22 protein-coding genes, 1 other RNA gene and 2 pseudogenes are annotated in these 25,446 nt (G+C 54.8%); 8 read left to right on the forward strand and 17 right to left on the reverse strand.

Annotated features, from left to right (window positions below):
• Positions 1–631: 631 nt before the first annotated feature.
• Entirely contained in the window at positions 632–1,642 is a 1,011-nt protein-coding gene (locus tag AU511_RS05620) for an AI-2E family transporter (protein ID WP_094109058.1), read from the forward strand.
• A gap of 164 nt (positions 1,643–1,806) precedes the next feature.
• Here the strand turns inward: AU511_RS05620 and AU511_RS05625 are convergent, their stop codons facing one another.
• Positions 1,807–2,949, reverse strand: coding sequence for a L,D-transpeptidase family protein (locus AU511_RS05625; protein ID WP_094109059.1), 1,143 nt, complete (start codon positions 2,947–2,949; stop codon positions 1,807–1,809).
• Positions 2,950–3,244: 295 nt separating this feature from the next.
• Positions 3,245–6,778 carry a pyruvate:ferredoxin (flavodoxin) oxidoreductase gene (gene nifJ, locus AU511_RS05630; RefSeq protein WP_094109060.1) on the reverse strand — a complete coding sequence of 1,178 codons (3,534 nt, stop codon included), beginning with the start codon at positions 6,776–6,778 and terminating at the stop codon, positions 3,245–3,247.
• A gap of 292 nt (positions 6,779–7,070) precedes the next feature.
• On the opposite strand from nifJ, the gene AU511_RS05635 reads away from it, so the two are divergent.
• Positions 7,071–7,655, forward strand: coding sequence for a GNAT family N-acetyltransferase (locus AU511_RS05635; protein ID WP_094109061.1), 585 nt, complete (start codon positions 7,071–7,073; stop codon positions 7,653–7,655).
• Positions 7,656–7,785: 130 nt separating this feature from the next.
• Here the strand turns inward: AU511_RS05635 and ddlA are convergent, their stop codons facing one another.
• The 4 genes from ddlA to smpB form a co-directional block, all read right to left on the reverse strand.
• The gene (gene ddlA, locus AU511_RS05640) at positions 7,786–8,886 is read right to left on the reverse strand and encodes a D-alanine--D-alanine ligase (RefSeq protein WP_094109062.1); all 1,101 of its coding nucleotides are present in this window, start codon (positions 8,884–8,886) and stop codon (positions 7,786–7,788) included.
• A 189-nt stretch (positions 8,887–9,075) separates the two neighbouring features.
• Complete coding sequence (mltB, locus tag AU511_RS05645; protein WP_094109063.1) at positions 9,076–10,158, reverse strand: lytic murein transglycosylase B; 1,083 nt, start codon at positions 10,156–10,158, stop codon at positions 9,076–9,078.
• A 280-nt stretch (positions 10,159–10,438) separates the two neighbouring features.
• Positions 10,439–10,803: a transfer-messenger RNA gene (gene ssrA / locus AU511_RS05650) on the reverse strand.
• 49 nt (positions 10,804–10,852) lie between these two features.
• Positions 10,853–11,335 carry an SsrA-binding protein SmpB gene (gene smpB, locus AU511_RS05655; protein WP_094100260.1) on the reverse strand — a complete coding sequence of 161 codons (483 nt, stop codon included), beginning with the start codon at positions 11,333–11,335 and terminating at the stop codon, positions 10,853–10,855.
• 154 nt (positions 11,336–11,489) lie between these two features.
• Here smpB and AU511_RS05660 point away from each other — a divergent pair, with 154 nt between their 5' ends.
• Positions 11,490–11,924, forward strand: coding sequence for a type II toxin-antitoxin system RatA family toxin (locus AU511_RS05660; RefSeq protein WP_205756430.1), 435 nt, complete (start codon positions 11,490–11,492; stop codon positions 11,922–11,924).
• On the forward strand, positions 11,917–12,207 hold the full coding sequence (locus AU511_RS05665) for an RnfH family protein (protein WP_094109065.1): 291 nt from the start codon (positions 11,917–11,919) through the stop codon (positions 12,205–12,207). Before AU511_RS05660 ends, AU511_RS05665 begins: the two co-directional genes overlap by 8 nt.
• A gap of 318 nt (positions 12,208–12,525) precedes the next feature.
• Here AU511_RS05665 and bamE read toward each other — a convergent pair whose 3' ends face one another.
• The 3 genes and pseudogenes from bamE to nadK all read right to left on the reverse strand — a co-directional run bounded on the left by bamE (position 12,526) and on the right by nadK (position 15,599).
• On the reverse strand, positions 12,526–12,864 hold the full coding sequence (gene bamE / locus AU511_RS05670; RefSeq protein WP_026738635.1) for an outer membrane protein assembly factor BamE: 339 nt from the start codon (positions 12,862–12,864) through the stop codon (positions 12,526–12,528).
• A 111-nt stretch (positions 12,865–12,975) separates the two neighbouring features.
• A pseudogene (gene recN, locus AU511_RS05675) lies at positions 12,976–14,636 on the reverse strand (DNA repair protein RecN).
• An 85-nt stretch (positions 14,637–14,721) separates the two neighbouring features.
• Positions 14,722–15,599 (reverse strand): annotated as a pseudogene (nadK, locus tag AU511_RS05680) (NAD(+) kinase).
• Between the two features lie 136 nt (positions 15,600–15,735).
• Here nadK and grpE point away from each other — a divergent pair.
• Entirely contained in the window at positions 15,736–16,308 is a 573-nt protein-coding gene (gene grpE, locus AU511_RS05685) for a nucleotide exchange factor GrpE (RefSeq protein ID WP_094100288.1), read from the forward strand.
• Between the two features lie 325 nt (positions 16,309–16,633).
• On the forward strand, positions 16,634–17,872 hold the full coding sequence (locus AU511_RS05690) for an Nramp family divalent metal transporter (protein ID WP_094109066.1): 1,239 nt from the start codon (positions 16,634–16,636) through the stop codon (positions 17,870–17,872).
• Positions 17,873–17,912: 40 nt separating this feature from the next.
• Here the strand turns inward: AU511_RS05690 and AU511_RS05695 are convergent, their stop codons facing one another.
• The 5 genes from AU511_RS05695 to AU511_RS05705 form a co-directional block, all read right to left on the reverse strand.
• Positions 17,913–18,113 carry a 2-hydroxymuconate tautomerase family protein gene (locus AU511_RS05695; protein WP_094109067.1) on the reverse strand — a complete coding sequence of 67 codons (201 nt, stop codon included), beginning with the start codon at positions 18,111–18,113 and terminating at the stop codon, positions 17,913–17,915.
• A 43-nt stretch (positions 18,114–18,156) separates the two neighbouring features.
• The gene (locus AU511_RS17655) at positions 18,157–18,504 is read right to left on the reverse strand and encodes a hypothetical protein (RefSeq protein WP_240503771.1); all 348 of its coding nucleotides are present in this window, start codon (positions 18,502–18,504) and stop codon (positions 18,157–18,159) included.
• A gap of 74 nt (positions 18,505–18,578) precedes the next feature.
• A complete protein-coding gene (locus AU511_RS17660) occupies positions 18,579–19,313 on the reverse strand; it encodes a hypothetical protein (protein WP_240503772.1) in 735 nt (244 codons plus the stop codon).
• A gap of 8 nt (positions 19,314–19,321) precedes the next feature.
• Positions 19,322–19,990: an FAD/NAD(P)-binding protein gene (locus tag AU511_RS17665; RefSeq protein WP_240503773.1), complete on the reverse strand. Its 669-nt coding sequence runs from the start codon at positions 19,988–19,990 to the stop codon at positions 19,322–19,324.
• 3 nt (positions 19,991–19,993) lie between these two features.
• Positions 19,994–21,184: an MFS transporter gene (locus AU511_RS05705; protein ID WP_094109068.1), complete on the reverse strand. Its 1,191-nt coding sequence runs from the start codon at positions 21,182–21,184 to the stop codon at positions 19,994–19,996.
• A gap of 111 nt (positions 21,185–21,295) precedes the next feature.
• On the opposite strand from AU511_RS05705, the gene AU511_RS05710 reads away from it, so the two are divergent.
• Together AU511_RS05710 and nudK are read left to right on the forward strand one after the other, a co-directional pair.
• Complete coding sequence (locus AU511_RS05710) at positions 21,296–22,180, forward strand: LysR family transcriptional regulator (RefSeq protein WP_094109069.1); 885 nt, start codon at positions 21,296–21,298, stop codon at positions 22,178–22,180.
• A 90-nt stretch (positions 22,181–22,270) separates the two neighbouring features.
• Positions 22,271–22,852, forward strand: a complete 582-nt coding sequence (gene nudK, locus AU511_RS05715; RefSeq protein ID WP_094109070.1) for a GDP-mannose pyrophosphatase NudK — start codon at positions 22,271–22,273, stop codon at positions 22,850–22,852.
• A 56-nt stretch (positions 22,853–22,908) separates the two neighbouring features.
• Here nudK and tal read toward each other — a convergent pair whose 3' ends face one another.
• The 3 genes from tal to hemF all read right to left on the reverse strand — a co-directional run bounded on the left by tal (position 22,909) and on the right by hemF (position 25,417).
• Positions 22,909–23,859 (reverse strand): transaldolase, encoded by a 951-nt coding sequence (gene tal, locus AU511_RS05720; protein WP_094109071.1) that lies wholly within the window; start codon positions 23,857–23,859, stop codon positions 22,909–22,911.
• A 170-nt stretch (positions 23,860–24,029) separates the two neighbouring features.
• Positions 24,030–24,482 carry a YaiI/YqxD family protein gene (locus AU511_RS05725; RefSeq protein ID WP_094100248.1) on the reverse strand — a complete coding sequence of 151 codons (453 nt, stop codon included), beginning with the start codon at positions 24,480–24,482 and terminating at the stop codon, positions 24,030–24,032.
• Positions 24,482–25,417 carry an oxygen-dependent coproporphyrinogen oxidase gene (gene hemF / locus AU511_RS05730; RefSeq protein ID WP_094109072.1) on the reverse strand — a complete coding sequence of 312 codons (936 nt, stop codon included), beginning with the start codon at positions 25,415–25,417 and terminating at the stop codon, positions 24,482–24,484. Before hemF ends, AU511_RS05725 begins: the two co-directional genes overlap by 1 nt.
• Between the last annotated feature and the right edge of the window lie 29 nt (positions 25,418–25,446).

Genomic DNA, 25,446 nt, shown 5'->3' on the forward strand with positions numbered 1-25,446 from the left:
ACCTTACTTTTATGAAAATTTTATTCTAATTAGAGAACTTAATAAGCAAGTAGAGGGAATTGAGCACACTGCCTTCCGTACATTTCATGGCGTGTCTCATAAATAATATTTACTTATCTCTAACGTTCTTATTCGTTATCGTCTGTGTCCTGCATAATGTTTTCTGAGCTGATTTCTCCCTGCCTCTCTATTATTCATCAAGTTAGCGAAGGCATGTCTTCAATTATTGAGTCAAATGATTCCGCAAGATGTCATTCTGTTATTACAGCGTATAAAAATGGATTGATATTTTAATGAATTGATCGCTTCACCTAATAACAAATAACCCTAATATCATCGGTGATATTAATTATCCGGTTGGCTTAGTATGGCGGTTTACCGGTCAGGGTAAGGTGAGGGTGAGGAGAGTCAGCGCAGACGTCTCTCGCGTTGGCGGTGTGGTTAGCCTCGATCCGGCGTTGGACAAGGCGCGGCGGCAAATTGCCGCTGGTGTTTCTGAGGTAAAACGCTAAGAATAATTGCAGAAACAGCCTTTCATTGTCAGTTCATCGCTCTTTCTCAGGAATTCTCTGTATCAGTGAACAGAGGGAGGCGATGCCTTGACGCAGCATTACGGACACAGGATGCCATCATGCAGTTGTTGAATTTAAAACAAGCCCGATTGTTAAGTTTTGTCTTTATCATGGGAGGATTGCTGCTGTTGATACAGCTGCGTTTACTGGCTTGTTTTATCGCCGGTTTTCTGGTGTACGAAATCATCAACCTGCTCACGCCCCATTTTCAGAAGGTCATCAGCGGCAAGCGCGCTCGCTTGGCGGTTGTCGCGGTGATCAGCGCGCTGGTCGTCAGCTTGCTCAGCGTCACATTTGCTGCGCTGGTGGGGCTATTAATGCAGGAGATGAGGGACACCCGTGTTTTCAACGCGCGTATCGCCTACATTCTGGGTGATGTGCAATCCCAGATTATGACTTTTTTGCCAGGTTATCTGCCGGTCAGCGTTGAAGACCTCCAGCAAGAGGTGATCCAGTGGCTACAACAGCACGTGGCGATTTTGCAGAACTTGGGGAAAAGCTTCCTGCACGGCTTCGTGACGATGCTGATAGGCATGATCCTGGGGGCAATCATTTCGCTGTATAACGTCGATCATCGTGTGGACAAGCCGTTGCTCAAAATGGAGCTGTTGAATCGTATCGCTTTGCTGTCGGCTTCGTTCCGCAACATCGTCTTCGCGCAGGTGAAAATCTCGCTGGTGAATACGATCCTGTCCGCCATTTTTATACTGGGCATTCTGCCGGTTTTCGGGATCCACCTGCCGTTTTCAAAAACGCTGGTTGTGCTGACGTTTGTTTTCGGCCTGCTGCCGGTGGTCGGGAATTTGATCTCCAACGCGATGGTTTTCATCTCCGCACTTTCCATCTCGCTGCCGACGGCGCTGATCGCACTTCTGTATCTCATGTTGATCCACAAGCTGGAATATTTTCTTAACGCACAGATCGTCGGGACGAGAATCAAAGCCCACGCCTGGGAGATTTTGCTGGCGATGCTGGTGTTTGAGGCCGCTTTTGGTTTATCCGGCGTGATCGCCGCGCCAATTTATTACGCCTATCTGAAAAGCGAGCTGAAGCAAGCTGCGTTGATCTAACTGTCGTTAGCGTTTTGCCGTTCTTTGTGAGAAGCAATTTTTATGCTCGTCCCATGACGACGGTCTGTTGCGCAAGTCGGGTCAGATTGGCGTATACGGAAAGCGTCGGAGAGGCGGGATGGAAATCGAAAGAAGGGCGGCCGAGCGCCGCCCTGTCGAAGAACTCAAGACTGGCTGGGAGTCTCTGAAGGTGGTGTCGCGGTGTCGGTTTCTTCCGGCGCAGCTGTGGCTTCGGGCGCCGTCGTTTCCGGCTGTGCGGTATCAGACTGCGGCTGAGCTTCCGGTTGAGTGGTCTCTGGCGCAGCGGGCGTGTTCGCTTCCGGTGCGGGCTGCTGTGCGGTCTGCGGTTCGACCGGCGCAGTACTCTGCGGCGCTGCCGGGTCATTGGCCGGGCCGTTAACCTTGAGCGGAATGCCGAGGCGATCGTGAATCACCTGATTAACCGTACTTTCGTTCACGCTGGCATCAGTCAGAATATTGGTCACGGCAGGCGTCAGCGTCAGCGGCACCGGTGTGTCGGCGTTGAATTCTTCCACGGTGCGCGACAGAGGGTGGTGAACCTCGAGATAGCGGGATCCATCAGGCTCCGTCGTTGCTTTTACCGGTTCATTGATGAACTGCACGCGAGTGCCGACCGGCACATGATCGAACAGGTACTTGATATCGTCGGCACGCAGACGCACACAGCCGTGGCTGACGCGCAGGCCTATGCCGAAGTTGGCATTGGTGCCGTGAATGGCATACAGGCGTCCGACGTACAGCGCATACAGGCCCATCGGGTTATCCGGACCGGCCGGGTAGACCGCAGGCAGCGTCTCGCCGCGAGCGGCGTATTCGGCATGCATAGCGGCGGTCGGCGTCCATGTCGGGCCATCTTTCTTGCGCTGTACCGAGGTGACCCAGTTAATCGGGGTGTCTTTGCCTAATTCGCCGATGCCGATCGGCAGGACTACGACGGTATTTGTGCCTTTCGGGTAGTAATACAGACGCATTTCAGCGCTGTTGATCACAATGCCCTGACGCGGCGTATCAGGGAGAATCAACTGCTGCGGGATGACGATATCGCTGCCGGGTTTGGGCAGGTAAACATCGATCCCCGGATTTGCTTCCATCATATTGCTCAACCCCATCTGGAACTGGGCGGCAAAATGCTCTAGAGGCTGGGTGCTATCGCTAGGGATAGTAAAGTGAATGTTTTCACCCACCAACCGACTTTTACCGGCAGGCAGAGGATAGACTACGGCCAGGGCTGCCTGGCTAAAGCAGGCAGCAGCCAAAACGAACGTCAGAATCGCACGAATACTCATGTTGGGATCTTAATTGAGTGTGAAGCCATACCGGCGGAAATGGTTATTGGGGTCAATAGAGACCTGTGCGCATTATATGGGCAGATCGTCTTAATTGGGAAACAACATGTGTAACTAATCACATTTTTTGAAGCCCATCCACGCGGTTTCTCATTTTTGGCACGAAAAAGTGCCGGGGCCGTCTTTCTGACGGGGATACCAGTACGTCGGCCGCTGCTCATATAAGTGTGCGTCACCATAAAAAACGCCCTGCGCCGAAGTGCGGCGCAGGGCGTGGATGTAGCCGCGGCGACTGTTACTCCTGAGTGTTCTTCTCGGCCTTGCCAGCCATCAGATTCAGGAAGTCATAGCGACGACGCAGATCCAGCTCGGCTTCTTCATATAGCACGGCCGTTTCCTCCGGCATCTGCGTATTCAGGCGGCGGAACCGTTGTTCCTTAAGCAGCGTTTCGCTCAGGCTGGCGGACGGCGGACGAGAGTCCGTCATCAGCGCAGGTTTGCCTTCCGCGCTGCGGCGTGGGTCGAAGCGGTACAGCGGCCAGAAGCCGGTCGCCGTCAACTGACGCATCTGATCGTGACTGAACGCCAGATCGTAGCCGTGCTCTTCACATGGGCTGTAGGCGATAATCAGTGACGGACCCGGCCAGGCTTCCGCTTCCTGAATCGCTTTCATCGTCTGGTTGAGCTGAGCGCCCAGCGAGATCTGCGCGACGTAGACGTGACCGTACATCATGACGTTGATGCCGAGATCTTTCCGCGCCTTGCGTTTGCCGTTCTCGCCAAACTTGGTCACCGCACCCAGCGGCGTCGCTTTGGACTGCTGGCCGCCGGTGTTGGAGTAGCACTGCGTATCCAGCACCAGAACGTTAACGTTTTCCGACAAGCTCATCACGTGGTCCAGACCGCCGTAGCCGATATCATAAGCCCAGCCATCGCCCCCAATCAGCCAAATGGATTTATCGACCAGATGATCGGCTTCTTCCGACAACTGCCGCGCTTCATGGCTCGTCAGTGACGCAAGCTGTTCGCGTAGCTGCTCAATCTGCCGGCGACGGTCGTCGGTTTTGATGTTTTCTTCCAGCAGAGACGCGACCAGTTCCGTCGGCAACTGAGGCGCCAGCTGGTTCAGCAGGCGCTGAGCGCGCTGACGATGATGATCCACGCTCAGGCGGAAGCCCAGACCAAATTCGGCGTTGTCTTCGAACAGGGAGTTGGCCCATGCCGGACCGCGGCCGTTGGCGTCGGTCGTCCACGGCGTCGTTGGCAGGTTGCCGCCGTAAATCGACGAACACCCCGTGGCGTTGGCGATCAGCAACCGGTCGCCGTACAGCTGGGTCAGTATCTTGATATAAGGCGTTTCGCCGCAGCCGGAGCAGGCGCCGGAGTATTCAAACAGCGGGGTAATCAGCTGAGACGTACGAATGTCGATACGCTCCAACTTGTTGCGGTCGATTTCCGGCAGATTCAGGAAGAAGTCGTAATGTGCCTTCTCTTCCTCGACGTGTTCCAGACGCGGCTTCATGTTGATGGCCTTGATCTCTGGATTCTGACGATCTTTCGCCGGGCAGACTTCCACGCACAGGTTACAGCCGGTGCAGTCTTCAGGCGCGACCTGCAATACGTATTTCTGTCCACGCATGTCGCGAGCCTTCACGTCCAGCGACTGCAGTGACGCTGGCGCGGCATCCATCTCCTCCGCCGGTACGACTTTGGCTCGGATGGCGGCGTGCGGGCAGGCAGCGACGCAATGGTTGCACTGGGTGCACAGGTCGGGTTTCCACAGCGGGATCTCTTCCGCGATGTTGCGCTTTTCCCAACGGGTAGTGCCCGTCGGCCAGGTGCCGTCCGGCGGTAGCGCGGAGACGGGCAGGGTATCGCCCAATCCGGCCAGCATGGCGGCGGTCACGGTCTTGACGAAGTCGGGCGCGGCGTCGGAGACGACCGGCGGGCGCTGCGGGCTGCTCGGGTTGACCTGCTCCAGCGGCACGGCCTCCAGCGCTTCCAGCGTGGCGTCCAGCGCGCGCCAGTTACGTTCAACCAGCTCTACACCCTTGCTGCCGTAGCTGCTGTTGATGGCGGCGCGCAGTTTCTCCCGCGCATCTTCACCCGGCAAAATTTGCGACAGGTGGAAGAAGGCCATCTGCATGACGGTATTGATACGCGCACCCAGTTGGCAATCACGTGCGATCTTGGCGGCGTTGATGCAATAGACGCGCGCCTGGCGCTGATTCAATCCCGCCTGAACTTCCTGTGGCAGTCGATGCCACAGGTCTTCGCTGCTATAAGGCGTGTTAATCAGGAAAACCCCGCCCGGTTTCAGGCGTTCGACCATGCTGTATTTATCAATGAACTGCCACTGGTGACAGGCCACGAAGTCGGCCTGCTCGATAAGATATGCCGAGTTGATGGGCGTCGGGCCGACGCGCATGTGCGATACGGTCAGGCTGCCGGCTTTCTTCGAGTCATACACGAAGTAGCCTTGCACGAACATCGGCGTGGAATTACCGACGATTTTGATAGAGTTTTTGGTGGCGGAGACGGTGCCGTCGCTGCCCAAACCGTAGAACAGCGCTTCGTGCGACGCCTGCGTCGGCATTGGCAGGTCGGACAGCGGCAGAGACAAATGCGTTACATCGTCATAGATACCTACCGTGAAGCGCGGTCGCGGGTTGGCAAGCGCTAACTCCTTAAATATGGCCTCGACGCATTGCGGCGTAAATTCTTTGGATGACAGGCCGTAACGGCCGCCGATCACGCGGGGCATGAGTGGGCGCTCACCTCGAGAGAAAGCCTCGGCCACCGCGGTCATGACATCCAGATACAGCGGCTCCGCCAGCGCGCCCGGCTCTTTGGTGCGATCCAGTACGGCAATGTTCTGCGCGGTCTGCGGGATGACATCCAGCAGATGCTGGGCGGAGAACGGGCGGTACAGACGCACTTTCACCACACCGACTTTTTCGCCACGGGTCAGCAGTGTATCAATGACTTCTTCGCTGGTGCCGACGCCGGACCCCATCAGGATGATGATGCGGGTCGCTTCCGGATGCCCGTAGTACTCAAACGGGTGGTACTGACGACCGGTCGCGGCGGCGAAGTCATTCATCGCCTGTTCAACATGCTGATAGGCATCGTTGTACCAGGTATTGGTGGCTTCACGCGCCTGGAAGAAGGTATCCGGGTTGGACGCGGTCCCGCGAATGACGGGACGCTCAGGTGTGAGCGCTCGCTCACGATGCTCATCAATCGACTTCTGCGGCAGCAGTTGCAGAATGTGTTCATCGCTGAGCGGCTCGATCTTATTGATTTCATGCGAGGTGCGGAAACCATCAAAGAAATGGATAAAAGGCAAGCGGCTGTTCAGACTGGCCATCTGAGAGATCAGCGCGAAGTCCTGCGCTTCCTGAACGTTGCTGGCGCACAGCATAGCGCAGCCGGTTTGACGAACGGCCATCACATCCGAATGATCGCAGAAAATGGACAACGCGTGGGTGGCTACGGTACGGGCGGCCACGTGCAGGACGAAGGGCGTGAGCTGCCCGGCCAGTTTGTACAGCGTCGGGATCATCAACAACAGTCCCTGGGACGATGTAAACGAGGTCGCCAGGGCCCCGGTTTGCAGCGCGCCGTGCACGGTCGCGATGGCGCCGGCTTCCGACTGCATTTCCATCACGCGCGGCGTGTCTCCCCACAGGTTGCGGCGGCCTTCGCTAGACCAGGCTGCGGCCTGCTCCGCCATGGTCGAACTGGGCGTAATGGGGTAAATGGCGATAACTTCATTAGCTCGCCAGGCCACGGATGCGACTGCGTTATTACCGTCGGTGGTGATCATGACTTAACCTTCAATTGCTGAGCGAATTACCTTGTGGGGCGGGTTTTATCACCGCTGAGACTGATCGTTATACAGCCGTTTGTGCGCGGAGTTGTCTTAAAAATCTGTTCACTTCAAGCTGAAGCCAAAATGTAGCCATTTTGTTACAGCAAGACGAATCGTTTTCGATCATAACAGGTCCGGCGAAAACGTTCATCCTCGCGACGAATACGGGAACTGTTTTTTCCTGCGCCGCCACTGAATCCTCATTACCCCGTTCATTTCTGCGGGGACCGCGCGTAAGGTGGGCGTTATGACAAAAGAAAAGCGGCAGCAGCCGATCATTGACACACCGCGTCTGGCGCTGCGACCGCTGCGGGATTCGGACGTAGTCGCGTTGTTCGCACTGCTGGAAAGCGACCCGCGCATTGCCGCTATGGCCGTGCATATTCCTTATCCTTGCCCGCAGTCCCGAATTTCATCATGGATTGCTTCTCTACAGGATAACTGGCTAAGCGGAAAAAGCGTGACGTTTGCCCTGTGTCTGCGACAGGGCGGCGAGATCGTGGGCGCGATTTCGTTGTCGGCGCTGGATAGCCATTACCCGGAGGTCGGATACTGGTTAGGGACGGAGTATTGGGGGCACGGATATGGTACGGAAGCCTGTCTGGCGATATGTCAGTTCGCGTTTCAGCAACTCGGTTTGGACCGGCTGTATGGTTGCCACAAAGACGGCAATATTGCGTCAGGCAAGGTGCTGCTAAAAAGCGGATTTCAGCTACTGGGCAGTCAGAATCTGTATATCGCCGAGCTGCAGCGACATGAATGGGTCGCCTTTTATCTGAGAGTCGCTGCTGGGGAGGCTGCGCTGGGGCAAGATGATGCGCTGGCGGAATAACCGCCGCTCGATGCGTCGTGAATAGTGAGGATATAAGGAGGAAAGCGCGTTCGAGGTAAATCCGGAGATTGAGAGAATGGAAGGCGAACCGGGCAAGACTTCTGACGCCTTGCCCGATGACCATTGAGCGTCAGTCGCGCACTGAGCTTTGCAGGGCGTTATCCTGCTTGTAGCGCTCCAGCGCTAGCTCAATCAGCTGAGTAATTAATGCGGTATAACTAATACCGCTCGCCTGCCACAACTTCGGGTACATACTGATATTGGTGAAACCGGGCAGCGTGTTGACTTCGTTGATAACGATCTCGTCATCCTGCGTCAGGAAGACATCGACCCGCGCCATCCCCTGACACTCCAGCGTCTGGAAAGCGCGCAACGCAACGGCGCGAATACGCTCGTCGGTCACTTCCGGCAGGGGAGCCGGGATTGCGACGCCGGCACCGTCTTTATCAATGTATTTGGTATCGTAAGAGTAGAACTCGTCGTGCAGCACGATCTCGCCGCACACGCTGGCCTGCGGAAAATCATTGCCCAGTACGGCGCATTCGATTTCACGGCCGACAATCGCGGACTCTACCAGCACCTTGTGGTCATAACTGAACGCCAGATCGACCGCGCGTTTAAATGACGCCTCGTCTTTGACTTTGCTGACGCCGACGGAAGAGCCTTGGTTGGCCGGTTTGATAAACAGCGGCAGACCCAGCTTGGCGGTGATTGTGGTGAAGTCGAATCGACGACGGTTAGCGCGGGTGAGAGTAACAAACGGCGCGACCAGCAGCCCGGCGTCTCGTAACAGTCGCTTGGTCACGTCTTTATCCATGCTGACCGCCGAGCCCAGTACGCCGCTGCCGACGAACGGTATATTCGCCATCCGCAGCAGTCCCTGCAGAGAACCATCTTCGCCCAACGTGCCGTGAACGATCGGGAAGATCACGTCGATCTGGGACAGGGCATCTGCATTTTTCGTATCGATTAACTGGCGGTCGACCTGACCGGGGATCAGCGCGACATGCTGGCTTGAACGGTTAAGGGCTATTTTCACCGGGTTTTCTGCATTCAGCAGATAATTGGAGGCATCATTAATGTGCCACTCGCCCTGCTTGTCGATACCCAGCAGAACGACGTCGAATCTATCCTTATCAATGGTTTCCACGATGTTTTTGGCGGACTGCAGCGAAACTTCGTGTTCTGCCGATTTACCACCGAACACGACGCCAACTCGAATCTTAGTCATATCACTCTTTCCGTTATGCGAGGTCTTTGCCCCAGCCTTGATCGATAGTGCTCACTAAAACAGCCAACGGCACCAGGCGCAAGGGAATCATTCCGGGAAATTCGATTTTACGTTGCAAGCGAAGAAACTATCGCCTAAGCGCCTAACTCCCCGTCAGTCCATCCGCCTCTCACGTCGGTAAAGATGCCGTCACTGCTGAGCTCGCCGGGCTATTTTCACCTCTTCGCCCAACTGCCAGACCACCATCGCGTAATGGGTGCTGTGGTTATAGCGGGTGATGGTGTAGAAGTTGGGCTGCCCGTACCAATACTGATAGCGATTCCCCATATCCAAACGCAATAGGCTAACTTCCTGGTTACCGATGAGCGGTTCGAGCGGAGACAGGCCGGCGGCCGACAGGGTTCTTACCGAATAGCGGGTATTAAAGCCGGTATCCAGACTCAACGCCTGACCATTCGCGGAGACGGCCACCTGTCCGTTGCGTACCCAGCCGTGGGCTTTGAAGTAGTTGGCGACGCTGCCGATGGCGTCGACGGGGTCCCAAAGATTGGGGATGCCATCGCCATTAAAATCTACCGCATAGCGTTTAAAGGCGGAGGGCATGAATTGCCCGTATCCCATAGCGCCGGCGTAAGAACCCCGCAGCGTCAGCGGGTCAAAACCATCTTTCCGCGCCATCAACAGAAATTGCTCCAGCTCGCCTTTGAAATAGGCGGCGCGACGCGGATAGGCGAAGGAGAGTGTTGCCAACGCATCCAAAATACGGGTTTTCCCCATGATGCGGCCCCAGCGGGTTTCCACGCCAATAATCCCCACGATGATTTCCGGCGGCACGCCATAGGTCTGCCATGCGCGATTCAATGCATCTTCGTATTGGTTCCAGAACATAACGCCATTTTGCACGTTGTCCGGCGTAATAAATTTCTTGCGATAACGCAGCCAGGCGCCGTTGGGGATGTTGGACGGGATCGCGGAGGTCGGCGAGGGCGCCTGTCGATCCATCAGCCGGATCACACCATCCAGCCGTTGCGCCTGTCCCAGGACGCGGTGCAGGTTTTCACGCTCGAATCCGTACTCTTTCACCATGTGATCCACGAAGCGATCGACGTCTGGATTGTTTGCGAAGTCTCCGCTCTGAAAGCCCGCGGATGAAGAGCGAAAAAAACCGCCTGACGGTTTCAGCATAGTGTCTGAAGGGAGGGAAGAGGCTGGCTTGCTGCTACACGCTTGCAGCATCACGATAAGGGGCAATAAAGCAACCAGACGACGCATCGGAAATCCATAAAATTGGGGTAAATTGGATGTTGGAATGTTAGCTCATCACGCTCAAAAACGGTGAGTTAAATGCGAATAGTTCGGTTAATTATTCAGGGGGTGTTTTCTTAGTTTGCTCTCGCAAAACTTGCTTGGGGATGTGTTGTGAGGGGCACTAACGTTGTGAAAGCTACATAACCGCACTGCGTCCATCTGGCACAAAAAAGCCCGCGGGGCTTGTGCCATGCGGGCTTTTCGTACTTCACCGGCCTTATCTGGTAATAACCGGTGTCTAAATTGGTGGAGCTGGGGGGATTTGAACCCCCGTCCGGAATTACTCTACCGTCGGTACTACATGCTTAGTCTAGTCTTTACATTCGCCTGGTAGCTGCGGACAGACACGCTACTAACAAACTAGCCTGATTAGATTTAACGCTTCAACCCCAGGCAAGGCATCCACGCGATCTCTTTTTAGGTTTGACCTCTCTTGATCCCCGTCCTAAGAGCGGAGGCTAGGGAGAGAGGGCTATACGCAGGGTATTAAGCTGCTACAGCGTAGTTTTCGTCGTTTGCGACTATTTTTTTGCGGCTTTTTACGAGGCCAACCGCCCCTCGGCATGCACCTTGGGCTTTGCAAATCCCGTCGAATCCAGAATCAGCCCCAAGAAACTTTCGCCAGTATACCAGAACTTACCGGACTTAAGCCACCCGCTTAGCGGTTTGCGCTCTTCATGATACGGGCTTTGTCTAATTTCCACTCACGTTCTTTGATATCGTCGCGCTTGTCGTGATCTCGTTTCCCTTTCGCTACGCCGATTTTGACTTTGCTCCAGGCATTTTTCCAATACATCGACAATGCGACGACGGTATAACCCTCACGGCTGATTCGGCCGATGAGCGATTCTATCTCGCGTTTGTTGAGTAACAGTTTGCGCGTGCGAGTGGGGTCACATACAACATGCGAAGACGCAACGTTGAGCGGGGTAATCGTGGCGCCAAAGAGGAAGGCTTCGCCGTCTCTTAGGGTCACATAGCTGTCGCTGATATTGGCTTTGCCCGCTCGCAGAGATTTGACTTCCCAACCTTGCAGTTCAAGGCCAGCTTCAAATTCTTCTTCGATGAAGTACTCATGGCGAGCACGCTTGTTTTGCGCAATGGTAGCGGAACCGGGTTTGTACGCTTTTTTCTTTTTCATAGTGCCGTCATTATACTGGATGTCTAAGGGAATGAAATCCCCGCCAAAGTGTAGAGTGACATTGTGTTCTGCCTTGGGGCAACTTTCCCGGCGTTTTTATCTGAAGACCGAAAATGCTATTATTTTGCGCATTTTGTTACTCTTGGAAAATGGTATGCCCAAAATCAATCGCTCTGCGTTAGTCCCCTACAGTGCCGAGCAAATGTTTAAACTCGTTAATGATGTTCCTTCTTACCCTGCTTTTTTACCGGGATGTACAGGAAGCCGAGTTTTATCTACCTCTTCGGAGGGAATGACCGCGGCGGTTGATGTTTCCAAAGCTGGCATTAGTAAAACCTTTACAACACGAAATACGCTGACAGATAACCAGTCTATCTCAATGCGGCTGGTTGACGGTCCGTTTCGGCAATTAAAGGGTGATTGGCGGTTTACCCCGCTGAGTGAAGAGGCCTGCAAAGTTGAACTCGACTTGGATTTTGAGTTCAAAAATGCGTTGATTGAACTTGCTTTCGGCAAAGTATTTAAAGAGTTAGCGAATAATATGGTCCAGGCTTTCACAGAACGAGCCAAAGAGGTTTACAGTGCCTGAGATGCGGGTTGAGGTGGTTTACGCGCTGCCGGAGCGCCAGTTTCTTCGTACGCTGGGGCTCAATGAGGGTAGTACAGTGGAGCAGGCAATCAAAGCGTCGGGTTTACTGACATTGCGTCCAGAGATAGATCTCAATATCAATAAAATTGGTATTTTTAGCCGCCCGGTCAAACTGGATCAAAAGCTGCAGGAAGGCGATCGCGTTGAAATTTATCGCCCCTTGACTGCCGATCCCAAAGAGTTGCGCCGACAACGGGCTGAACACTCAAAAAGTAAACGCTAGACGTGTGCCATCTCGCTAACGAACTCAAGGCAGTTTGCCAGAAAAGTCCCCATAAAAGGGAAAACAGAAAGGTGGCGGTTTTACGAGGCGTAGCATCAAAGATGCGACAGCCACCGACTTACTTAATCGTTATTCCCGACATCTACTGCATGACGCCCCCCGAATAGACATACTGTGCGTCTCCCGTTCAGTGATGTATCCGTATCGCTCGTTGCCATAATTCGATTCGACCTGAAAAGCTTTTCCCGAGAGGAAGGCTTTTCAGGCGTCTTCGGCTTCAACTCAGTAGCTTTGAGCCTATCCGACAACACTCGCCGATTAGTTCAGCGCTGGCTTATTATCGATGCTGGTAAGGATGCCTTGGCTGTTGAAATTCAGCGTCAGAGTCTGCTGTTTTACGGCTTCGTGACCGGGTTGCTGGCGGAATACATAGAACCATGTATCGCTACCAAACGGGTCCTGTAACATCGGTGTTCCCAGAGAATAAGCAACCTGTTGTTTTGTCATACCATTATGGATCTTGGCGACGTCAGCCGGAGCTAAGTAGTTCCCCTGATTGATATCCGGGCGATAAACCACCTTCTCCAGCGTGGAGCATCCGGCGGTCAACATAACAGCGACTACGGCGGCGATGACAGTCAGCGTTTTACAGCGCATAGTGAGTTCATTCCTTAAGGGCATAGGTTGCCGATGATAATAGACCTTGCCTGTCTTGAAAACCGGCAAGGCCCATGTAAGACCTCAGGAACCCGAAAAAGTTGAACGTTTTTATGCGGCCAATAACTCTTTGGCATTCGCCAGCGTATTCTTGGTCACGGCGCTTCCCCCTAGCAGGCGGGCCAATTCCTGAAGGCGAGCTCGTTTGCCGAGAGGCTCCATCAGCGTCTCAGTTTCTGCACCGTCAGTCTGCTTGCTGACGAAGTAATGATGGTGTCCGCAACCAGCGACCTGCGGTAGATGGGTTACGCACATCACCTGCGTGGACTCGCCGAGTTGGCGCAGCATTTTGCCTACAATCGCCGCGGTCGGACCGCTAATTCCCACATCCACCTCATCGAAAATAAGTGCCGGCGTATCCATTTTCTGTGCCGTGATGACTTGCAGAATTAACGCGATACGTGACAGTTCCCCGCCTGATGCGACCTTCGCTAATTGTTGGTGTGGCTGTCCTGGGTTGGTTGTGACGCGAAACTCGATCTGGTCGGCCCCCGTCATGTTGAGGTGCTCGGTCGCGAAGGTGACGTGAATGGAGAAATCGCCGTGTGGCATTGCCAGTTCGCGCATGTTCTCGGTAATTAACTGGGAGAGTGCTTCCGCATGCTGGCAGCGCCGAGTATGCAGCTGTTCAGCGACATGCAATGCCTCCTGATGATATTCGTGTACAGCCTGACTTAAGGTCTCGTGATCGCTTTCCTGCTGCTCCAACAGCTGTTGCTCGTTTAGCAGTTGCTGATAAAACACAGGCAGCTCTTCCGGCGTGACATGGTGTTTCCGAGACAACGACAGCTGGCGGGACAGCCGCTGCTCCAGTTCATACAGGCGGACAGGATCAAGCTCCATTCGGTCGCTGTAGTGACGCAACTCATCGCTGGCTTCGCTAATTTGAATGTGGCTTCGTCGAGTAAAGACAGAATGCCAGACAACGATTCGTCCAGCCCAACCAGTTCGGTCAGGGTCTGACGAGCGCTGTGTAACATTCCGAGCAGGTTCTGCTCTTCCCCTTCGCTGAGGATCTGCAAGGTTTGTTGGCTCAGAGACTGTAACTGCCCGCTGTTGGCTAGACGTTTGTACTCGGCGTCGATCTGTTCGTATTCGCCGGCCTGAGGCATAAATTCGTTCAATTCTTTCAATTGGTACTGCAGCAGCTCGCGTCGGGCCTCTCGCTCAATCGCGGCCTGCTGGTGGCGAGCAAGCTCTCGGCAGCTATGGTGCCACTGACGGCAAGATTCTCGCATCGCAGACAGTAGCTGCGGTTCGTCCGCATAAGCGTCCAGCAGGTAACGCTGATGTTCAGGTTTCAGCAGCAGCTGATGGGCGTGCTGACCGTGCAGTTGAATCAAATGCTGACCCAATTCACGAAGTTGGGAAAGCGGCACGGCAGTCCCGTTGATAAACCCGCGAGAACGCCCATCAGCTCCGACTACCCGGCGGAGAAGACATTCGTTGCTGTCATCCAACTGATTAAGCTCCAGCCACTCAAGTGCGGCTGGCGTATCTGCCAGGGAAAACCGCGCGCAGATGTCCGCGCGCGCCGCGCCGGGCCGAACCATGCTGGCGTCGGCGCGATTCCCGAGGCAAAGGCCCAAGGCATCAATCGCGATGGATTTACCTGCCCCGGTCTCTCCGGTAATGACGCTCATACCTGTCTGAAAATCAATCTCCAGTTCGCGCACGATAGCGAAGTTACTGATAGTGAGTTGAGCCAGCATGATGTTTTTCCTGTATGTAAAAACAAGTGTTAATGCATACAGTATAAACTGGTTTTTTATACAGTAAAGCCGTTAGGTTGACTTATTAAAATAATTTTTTCGACCAACCTAATTTACTGCTCAGCGTATTGAAATAATTGTAATTTTCAGGGTGGATAAGATTGAGATGGTGAGGGCTGCGGCGAATTAAGACCTCTTCGCCTTCCTGAATAGGAAGCGCGATCTGGCTATCGCAACTGATCTCTAAGTCGTTGGTAATCTGGGAGAATTTAAGTCTTATGGTGCTGTCGTTGCTGATCACGAGCGGCCGAGCGGAGAGCGTATGAGGGAACATCGGCACCAGCGCGATGGCGTCCAGCGATGGGCTCAAGATCGGGCCGCCGCCGGAAAGGGAATAGGCGGTGGAGCCAGTGGGCGTCGAGATAATCAACCCGTCTGAACGCTGTGAAAAGGCAAAACTGTCGTCGATGTAGACTTCAAACTCGATCATGTGGCGACTTTGCCAGGATGGAGGACGACTTCGTTGATGGCGCTGCTGCTGCTGTTCATGTGGTTGGCCCGGCACACCTGAGCTTCCAGCATAAACCGACTTTCGCGAATATAGCGCCCGGCGAGGACGTCACTCAGCTGTTGCTGGGCATGATCCGGGTCGAGGTCGGTTAAAAAGCCGAGATTTCCTCTGTTGACGCCGATGACGCTGATGTCGTAGCGGGACAGCACGCGCGCGGCACCGAGCATGTTGCCGTCCCCGCCGACCACGACGGCGAGGTCGGCCTGCTGTCCAACTTCCGCCAGACTGCCGGTGACGGCCTCAGTGAGGTTCAGTTCCTGGGCTATTTGTTGCTCGAGGATTACGGAATAACCTTTATCGGTTAGCCATTTATAGAGCATTTCGTGTGTGGCCAGGGCGGAAGGATGCCGTGGATGACCGACGATACCGATGCAGTTAAATGTTTTATTCATTGGGCGGTTAATCCTTACGGGAAGAGGGCGTTCCGCGTTTCAGCCGAGCAATATGTCAGGGTTCCCTTGAAACCCCCGTTTTGATCCCCATAATAAGCGAACAAGCGAGATGAATGCCAAAACCGCGGAGTATTTCATGAGTAGTAAAGAACAGAAGTCGCCGGACGAACAGGTCCAGGATCAAAAGAAAGCAGCAGACGCCTCTGTTGAGACGCCAGAAGCGGCTGATCCCCGTGATGAACGTATCGCCGAACTGGAAGCGCAACTAAGCGAATTAGAGCAGCGTGAGCGCGAAAGCGTGCTGCGCTCTCGCGCCGAAAGCGAAAATATTCGCCGCCGTGCGGAGCTGGATGTCGAAAAAGCGCATAAGTTCGCGCTGGAAAAATTCGCCGGCGAAATGTTGCCGGTAATTGATAATTTAGAGCGTGCGCTGGAAACAGCAGACAAGTCCAACGATGCGCTGACAGCCATGATCGAAGGGGTCGAACTGACGCTGAAATCTTTGCTGTCTGCCGTGCATAAATTCGGGATTGAAGTCGTGGCGGATGTGAATGTCCCGTTCAACCCGGAAATCCATCAGGCGATGACAATGATGGAATCTGCCGATCACGAGCCTAATCAGGTGATGCTGGTCATGCAGAAAGGTTATACCCTGAACGGTCGCCTGCTGCGCCCGGCGATGGTTGCGGTATCAAAAGCTAAAGAGTAACTTTTCTGGCTTTGCTTCGGAGCAGGGGATGTTAACCTGCTCCGAAGAGCCCCTGCTTTTCCTCTTTCCCCTTTCTCTCCCCCAAGTATTGACGCAACAATATTTCTCGCCTGATTTATATCGAACCCGTTTTTTTTCAGGCCGAAAGCATCACATTGTGTATATTTTGTTAATATTAGTTTTTTGATACGCATCGGGTTTTGTGTCGAAACACCTCATCATCTCTGCCTATCAGAACAATCATTTCTATCGCTCTAAATGCACTTGATAATCATTCTCATATCTGTGAGAGTATAATTTCAGTATGTTTAGAAGGGTCAATTTTATGCAGGAGAGCCGCGTTATCACATCTGTCAGCCGTACATCTAGGAAGATCAAACTTTCCCTGATGGGGCCTGCGTTTATCGCGGCAATCGGCTATATCGATCCTGGTAACTTCGCGACCAATATTCAGGCCGGGGCATCTTACGGCTATCAGCTGTTGTGGGTGGTCGTATGGGCTAATCTCATGGCCATGCTGATTCAGCTACTTTCGGCCAAGTTGGGAATTGCGACCGGTAAAAATCTTGCAGAGCATATTCGCGATCGCTTTCCGCGTCCTGCCGTTTGGGCCTATTGGGTACAGGCGGAAATTATCGCTATGGCGACCGACCTGGCGGAGTTTATCGGCGCCGCTATCGGCTTCAAACTGTTGCTGGGCGTCTCTCTGCTGGAAGGCGCGGTGCTGACCGGTATCGCTACGTTCCTGATACTGATGCTGCAACAGCGCGGGCAAAAGCCGCTTGAGATGGTGATAGGCGGTCTGCTGCTGTTCGTCGCGGCGGCCTATATCGTTGAGCTGATATTTTCTCGTCCTGAGCTGGCGTCGATTGCGCGTGGCATGGCGATTCCAAGTCTGCCGACCTCAGACGCCGTGCTGTTGGCGGCAGGCGTACTGGGGGCGACTATCATGCCGCACGTCATTTATCTGCATTCGTCGCTGACGCAGCGTAAGGGAGACAATACTCGCAGCGATCGCTATGCTTCGACGAAGTTCGATGTGGCCGTAGCCATGACTATCGCTGGATTCGTCAATCTCGCCATGATGGCGACAGCCGCAGCGGCGTTCCACTTTAGCGGCAACACCCACGTGGCGGATCTGGATCAGGCGTATTTAACCCTTAAACCCCTGTTGGGACAGGCAGCCGCCACGATATTCGGTCTCAGTCTGGTCATTGCGGGGCTGTCGTCGACGGTGGTGGGTACTCTGGCGGGGCAGGTCGTTATGCAGGGATTCGTCCGCTTTAGAATACCGCTGTGGCTGCGTAGAGCGGTGACCATGCTGCCATCGTTTATCGTCATCCTGTGCGGTATGGACCCCACGCGGGTGCTGGTCATGAGTCAGGTACTGCTGAGCTTTGGCATTGCGCTGGCGCTGGTTCCTCTGCTGTTATTCACCAACGACCGCAAACTCATGGGCGATTTAGTCAACGGCCGGTGGGTGAAATTGATTGGCTGGGTCATCGTCGCCGTGGTGGTGACATTGAACCTCTATCTGCTGATTGGCAGCCTGTTCGGTCTCTAGCACAAAGCGCGGCGCTTATTGCGCCGCGTCTTTACGCGGTTTATTTCCCTTTTCTTAATTCGGTCACCGGGACGCCGCCGATTCCCCAGTTATCCGTATCAACCTCCTCAATCACCACGACGGTGGTGCTGGGATTTTTGTTCAAAACGTCCACCAGCAATTTTGTCGCGCCTTCAATCAATTGCTTTTTCTGGTCAGCGGTCACGCCTTCCCGTGTAATTTTGATATTGACGTATGGCATAGTTTCCTCCGGTGTAGACTCGAAAATTATTCAGGTAACAGGACTACGAGAACACATTTGAATCATCCATGGAGTGAAGCTGTTCCAGCTGCTGATACATGTCGATAACGCATCTTCCGGCATCCTGCAGCGCGCGCGAGTTAACCTGCGGACGTGGCAGCACATAGGTATAGAAGTTCGGCCCTTCAGCGAGAACACCCAGCGCCCACAGTGATTTCTGCGCTTCTCCTTCGCTAGAGATCGGATGCTGATTGCGATCGATATCTATCCCGCCGGGATGATAGCCTTGGTTGATGAAGGGGCGGATAATTCCCTGTGTGATGAGGTTGTGGATAAACGGCGAATCATCGTGCAGTACAGAGAAACTGTCGATCCTGGCTTTGATCAGCACATCGAATTCCGTCCGGCTGTTTGTCTCGGTAAACGAGCTGTTAATCTCGTAACAGCCTGATTGGGCGTTGAGCATCAGTGTAGACGCGGGCCCCCCGCAAGCTTGACCACCCCCGCTTCCATCAGCGCCAGCAGTTCACGGTTCCGCTCTAATGGCGGTCCCACCGCGATGCGGTTAAAAATTGGCGCGTAGTGGTCCGAGAGACGCTGATGAGATTCGCCGGTTAACCCGCCGAAATCGATCGCACTTCGCAGAATATCGCGCACGTCTCGAATCACATCGGTGGCCGCTTTGATTGGGCCCTCAATATTGCCTTGATCCGCGGCGTGGAGATCGTCAATCAGGTGCGCCATCAAGAATTCAGTGTAAGCCTGCAGGGAAGCGAATGACCTGCCCTGATGTGGATAAAACAGCGCGAGGATACATTGACGATCCGCAGGATCTTCTTGATACGTCGCCGCATCCGGCCACTGCTTATCTAGAGTGCTGCGATAGACGTAGCACATCTCCTTCATCAGCAGAGGCAGGATCTGTTTTTCTAAATCCAGCTTCGACGATCCCGTGTCGGAGAGCGTCTGCTGACGAAGTTTGTCGATGACGGCGAGAGTAATGAATGCGGGATGGTGTTGCCCGCCGACGCCCTTCTGATTACGACCGCGGCTGCTAAACGGCAGTGCCTGACGGGAGAACAGGGCGATAGCCGGTTCACGTCCGCTGGGGGTGTAGCGCAGTCGGTCTCCCTCTTCTGTGAAAATGCCTCCTCGGCCATAGGTCAGTTGCGATAGCACATCGTAAGCGGTAAGCCCCATACCTTGAATCAGCACGCGCGACTGTGGCGATATCTCGTCCAGCATCGTGGTGGGATAAGGTGTGCTGAAATACTGAAGACGGGGATTTCGTATGCCTTGGCGGCCACAAATTGCAGCAGCACGTGATCGTCAATGGACAGCCTATTGCGCCCATGCCCGGTGGTGAGGAAAACAAAATCGGCTGTAATGCTCGTCCCGCCCTCCAGATCAACCGTGGTTTTCCCGTTATTTCGAAGGGTCATGTTGGTGGCACGGTGCGGACGATAGTGGATCACGAAATCCTGAGGCAGCTCGCGGGTGATTTCGTGGTATCCCCAGGCAAGATATTTGCCCAGCAGACGACGGGGAAGGTAGTCGTTTTCCTGAATTTCAGTGCCATTTTTGTTTCGGTAGCCCTGTGCTCTAGCCCACTCACACAAGTTGAGCCCACGGCGGATGGGGCCGGTATTTCTGACCGACTCATCGCCAAAGAGCGTAATTTGACTGGCGACGGTGTTGACCAGCAGGTGGTCGGGTTGTTGAGGATGGTGAGCTCCCGTGCCAATTTCATTGGGATCAACGAGCAGGATTTCCATTCCTTCTGGGGGTGGTGAGAGGTGATAAAGCGTAATCAGACGTTCAAGAATACTTAATCCTCTTGGACCTACGCCCAATATTGCAATAGTTGTTCGAGCCATAACTCATCTCCTTTGATTGATCGAACATTGACGATTTCCTGTTGTGAAATAACTCATTCCAGAGGCAATAAATAACGCGATGGCACCGCAGACAGTGGCGAAGACGACTGCGTGGGGACCGGATTTCAGCGCGCTGGTCAGCAAGGGGCCGGCAATTTGCCCTATCCCGTAAGTCAGGGTAACCAGTCCGAGCAGATTGATATGTCGTGGAACGCGAATGCGTTTGGCTAACGGCATCACCAGTGAGGTGGAGCCCATGAACGTGGCGCCGAACCCGATGCTGCTGAGGATTAATAGTACGGGTGAGTTACTAACCAAGGTCAGCAGGACGCACGCTCCCTGCAGGAAAAGATTGACCGTCAGGCATTGCAGCGTTCCCCACCGACCCGCGGCCCAAAGCCAAATGAAGCAGCCGGGAATGATGCCGAGACCGACCAGCGACCACAGGTGGCTGGCTAGCAGCGGAAATGCCAGTGTTGTGGCCATCAAAGGCAGATAGGTGGCGATGATGATGTAGCCGAAGCCGGCGAGTCCATACAGCAGCGCCAACTGCCACCAGAGAATGGTTTCCTGTTTGACCGGCGTGGGAGCGACGCCGGCAGATGCCGCCGCACGCCGTGGCGTCAGCAGCCACATCCCCAGCAACAGCAGAGCGGACAGCAGGCCCGCGCCCCACCACAGCGTCTCTGCGTCCAGCGCATAGCGCTGCCCGGCGACGACATACTCATTCCCCATGATGATTCCCACGCCAACGCCCGCATATAGCGCAGCGATAGCGCCAAAGTCATGCGTGAGGCGCATGATGCTTAAAGAGCCGAAAATCATCATTCCTGCGCTGGCGATACCGGCGGTGAAACGAATCAACAGCGTCGGGGTAAAATCATGAGACAGGGCCATAGCCAATGTCAGTACCGCGGTGACGATAGCGGCGGCAAACAGCGTCGCGCTGGTGTAAGCGGGGGGAATCAGGCGGCTGAAAGCAAACAGCAGGCTACCAAACAGATACCCCGCATAGTTGGCGCTGGCAAGATACGAGAGCTGGTCGAACGTAAACAGTTTCTCGCTGAGCATGACGGGCAACATGGGGGTGAAGAGAAAACGGCCGAGTCCCATTCCCAGCGCCAAAATCGCCATGCCGAACAGTGCAGTGCTAATAGATGACGACATTTGCTGGGAATATCGCACTTGATTCATTTTTCTCTTCCGCAGATAGCAGGAATGGTGTTAGAGCTATCCTGACGGTTATTAAGATAAATAAAAGTGAATATTTATTAGCTAAATATTCATTTAAAGGGAACGTGCGATATGAACAGCGATTCACTGCGTTTCTTCAAAGCCGTCGCTGAGACAGGCTCTGTCACAGAAGCGTCAAAGCGTTTGCACTGCGTTTCGTCAAATGTGACTACCCGGCTCAAGCGATTAGAAGCCAGCCTCAATGTCTGTCTGTTCAGGCGTGAGAAAAATCGTCTCCACATCACGCCGGAGGGCGAATACTTGCTGGGGTACGCCAAACAGATTTTGGCGTTGCTGGACGAGGCGCAGCGAAATTTGCAGGCCCGCACGCCTTCCGGGCCGCTACGCCTCGGGTCATTGGAAACCACGGCGGCGATCCGCTTACCTTCCCTGTTGTCCTCATTCAGCCTCCAGATGCCGCTGGTCGAGCTGAGTCTGGAAACCTATTCAACGTTCCAGCTGGTTAAAAAAGTGCTGAATGGTGAATTAGATCTCGCCTTTGTCGCTGCTCATGACTCCTTACCGTACGAGCTCTTGGGCCGCATTCCCGTCTGGCGGGAGAGATTAGTCCTGGTCACGGCGAAGGATCACGCTGACGTCGTGACCGCTGACGATTTGCAGGTCAACAAACCGTTGAAGTTTGCACAAGGCAGCCACTACCGCGCCCGCTTCGAACAGTGGATTAGCCAGCAAAGTCTCGCTGGCGCAGGGCTGCAGGAGTTTGGATCTTTTCAGGCTATTCTCGGCTGCGTGGCGTCAGGAATGGGGATTTCGCTCCTCCCCGACAGCGTAGTCAGATTCTACGCGCAGAGCTTTGCTGTCCGTGGGCACACTATCGACCCTGCGATTGGTGAAATCGATACGCTGATGATTTGGCACAAGAGCCGAGAATCTGGCTGGGGCATTTCCGCATTCAGGCAATTTGTGGTCAATAACGGTTCGGTGCATGATGAGTGACTCGGCGCCGTCTGGTCGACATGGCCCGGCGAGCCTGCTCATCAGAATAACCTGATGTTGATTGACACGATTTGAGACCGAGGGCCTGACATGACGTCATCGATTACCATCGTTAAAAAGAAACTGCTGTCCGACCAATGGTTTGTGCTGAATAAGTATGTTTATGACCTGAGAAGGAAAAATGGCGGGACCGTTCGGCAGGTTCGCGAGGTGTATGACCGGGGGAATGGTGCGACGATTCTGTTGTATAACCGGGAAAGCGGCAACGTGGTCCTGACGCGTCAGTTTCGGTTGCCGACATACCTGAACGGCAATGAGAGCGGCATGCTGCTGGAAGCCTGTGCGGGGATGCTGGACGAGCACTCTCCTGAAACTTGTGTACGGAACGAGGCCATAGAAGAGACCGGCTATGTCGTCAGAGACGTCGAAAAATTGTTTGAAGCCTATATGTCGCCGGGCGGCGTGACCGAAATCATCCACTTCTTCGCCGCACAGTACGACGACTCCTTGCGTGAAAACAGCGGAGGCGGGATCGACGATGAGGATATCGAAGTGGTTGAACTGCCTTTTACCGAAGCGGTCGCGATGGTGAAAGACGGGCGCATCAAAGATGCCAAGACCATCATGCTCCTACAGTACGCCCAGATACAGGGGTGGTTCAGTAAGTCGTAGTGGATTGGCTGTCAGGGCGGGGCGGTAAAATTCGCCCCGCGACCTCTCTGTTACTGTTATAGCTGTGCGGCCAGTAGGTCTTCTAGCTTCTGCTGATCGGCGGCGAACAGACGTATCCCTTCCGCCAGTTTCTCTACCGCCATGGCGTCCTGATTGTGCAGCCAGCGGAATTCGGCTTCGGAGAGCGGCGAAGCCTGATAAAGCCCTTCCGTCGCCGGGCTGAGTTTGCGCTCCACCGGCGCACCGCTGTTCTTCAGTTGCTCCAGCAAATGCGGAGAAATGGTCAGCCGGTCGCAGCCCGCCAGCGCAAGCACCTGTTCAACTTTGCGGAAGCTGGCACCCATGATGACGGTCTCGTAGCGGTGCTGCTTATAGTAATCGTAGATGCGTTTGACGGACTGTACGCCCGGATCTTGTTCTGCCGAATAGTCCGCGTTAGGTTCACGAGCCTGATACCAGTCGTAGATGCGGCCGACGAACGGCGAGATCAGATACACTCCCGCTTCCGCACAGGCCCGCGCCTGGGCAAACGAGAACAGCAGCGTCAGGTTGCAGTTAATTCCTTCCTTTTCCAGCGCTTCGGCTGCCTGAATCCCTTCCCAGGTCGCCGCCAGCTTGATCAGAATACGTGAACGGGGAATCTCTTTCTGTTCATACAGTCCAATCAGCTTGCGGGCCTTGGTGACGCACATACCCCGGTCGAATGACAGGCGCGCGTCTACCTCGGTGGAGATCCGCCCTGGAATGCTTTTCAGCACCTCGGCGCCAATGTTGACGGCCAACTGGTCGCTGGCGTTTATCAGCTGTGTTTCGCGCGATCCGCCCTGCTGGCGGGCATAGTCCAGCGCGTCGGTAAACAGCGACTGATAGGAGGGCAGGCTGGCGGCTTTCAGGATCAGGGAAGGATTGGTGGTGGCATCCTGCGGCGCGAAATGCCGGATTGAGTCGATATCGCCGCTGTCAGCCACCACGACGGTGAACTGTTTAAGGGCATCGAGTTGGTTCATGCATGACTCCTGGGATAAGAAACGGATCGACGAAAACTCGGGTAGTAATGACATACCCTGCATCAGTACCGGACAGAATGACATGCGGTTTTTCTGATTACTGTGATGGAGGAAGACAATAGGGCAATTGATCGACCCGATCGCAGAGACGCGATCGGGGGAAAAGGCGGTTAGCGGGATTGACGTTGCAGCCACTGGTCCAGCTGATTGGCGAACTGCTGGCGGTCGCGCTGGCTCAACGCGTTGGGGCCACCGGTCTGAATGCCGCTGGAACGCAGGGTATCCATGAAGTCGCGTAGCGTGAGTCGCTCGCGGATGGTGTCCGGCGTGTAACGCTCCCCGCGAGGGTTCAGCGCCTCACCCTGTTTTTCCAGCACCTCGGAGGCCAGCGGGATATCGCTGGTGATCACTAAATCGCCGGGCGTGACGCGACGGACGATTTCGTTATCCGCAACGTCGAAGCCGGCGGCGACGCGCAGCGTGCGCAGGTGGGGGGATGTCGGCACTTTCAGCGGCTGATTGGCGACGAAGGTGACGGTGGTCGCCGTGCGTTCTGCCGCACGATACAGGACTTCCTTGATCACAACCGGACACGCGTCGGCATCGACCCAGATAACGGCCATCAGCGTTCTTCCTCGTTTTCTTTGGGGGCCAACCAGTCGCGCGGCGGCAGAAAGTCCCGATACAGCGCGGCTTCCGGGCTGTCCGATGCCGGGGCGTATTGATATTCCCAGCGCACCAACGGCGGCATCGACATCAGAATGGATTCTGTCCGCCCGCCGCTCTGCAGGCCGAACAGCGTGCCGCGGTCCCACACCAGGTTGAACTCCACGTAGCGCCCGCGACGATAAAGCTGGAATTCGCGCTCCCGCTCGCCCCAGGGCAGATCTTTACGGCGTTGGACGATCGGCAAGTAGGCCTCTGCAAACCCTCTGCCGACGGCCTGCATAAATGCGAAGCTGGTGGCGAAATCCGGCGTATTCAGGTCGTCGAAGAACAGGCCGCCAATGCCTCGGGCTTCGTTGCGATGCTTCAGGAAGAAGTACTCGTCGCACCAGGCTTTGTAGCGCGGGTAGATGTCTTCGCCGAAGGGCTGACAGAGGTCGTGCGCCGTTTGATGCCAATGAACCGCATCTTCTTCAAAGCCGTAAAATGGCGTCAGGTCGAAGCCGCCGCCGAACCACCACACCGGCATCTCGCCCTCTTTTTCGGCAATAAAGAAGCGTATATTGGCATGGCTGGTGGGCACGTACGGATTGAGCGGATGAATAACTAGCGAGACGCCCATGGCCTGAAAGCTGCGCCCTGCCAGTTCTGGGCGGTGTACGCTGGCGGAAGGCGGCAGCGACGCGCCTGACACGTGGGAAAAATTGACCCCGGCCTGCTCAAAGACCTGCCCCTGACGCAGGACCCGGCTTCGTCCGCCGCCGCCGGTTGCGTATTCCCAGGCGTCCTCCCTGAAGGTTTCGGCACCGTCCATCTGTTCCAGCTGTTGGCAGAGGGTGTCCTGCAACGAGAGCAGAAAACGTTTAATCGCGTCGATATCGGGAGAACTCATCGTGATCCTTTTGGCATCAGTGGCAAAGC

It is taken from the genome of Lonsdalea iberica (assembly GCF_002111585.1).
In the GTDB taxonomy this organism is placed as follows: Bacteria; Pseudomonadota; Gammaproteobacteria; order Enterobacterales; family Enterobacteriaceae; genus Lonsdalea; species Lonsdalea iberica.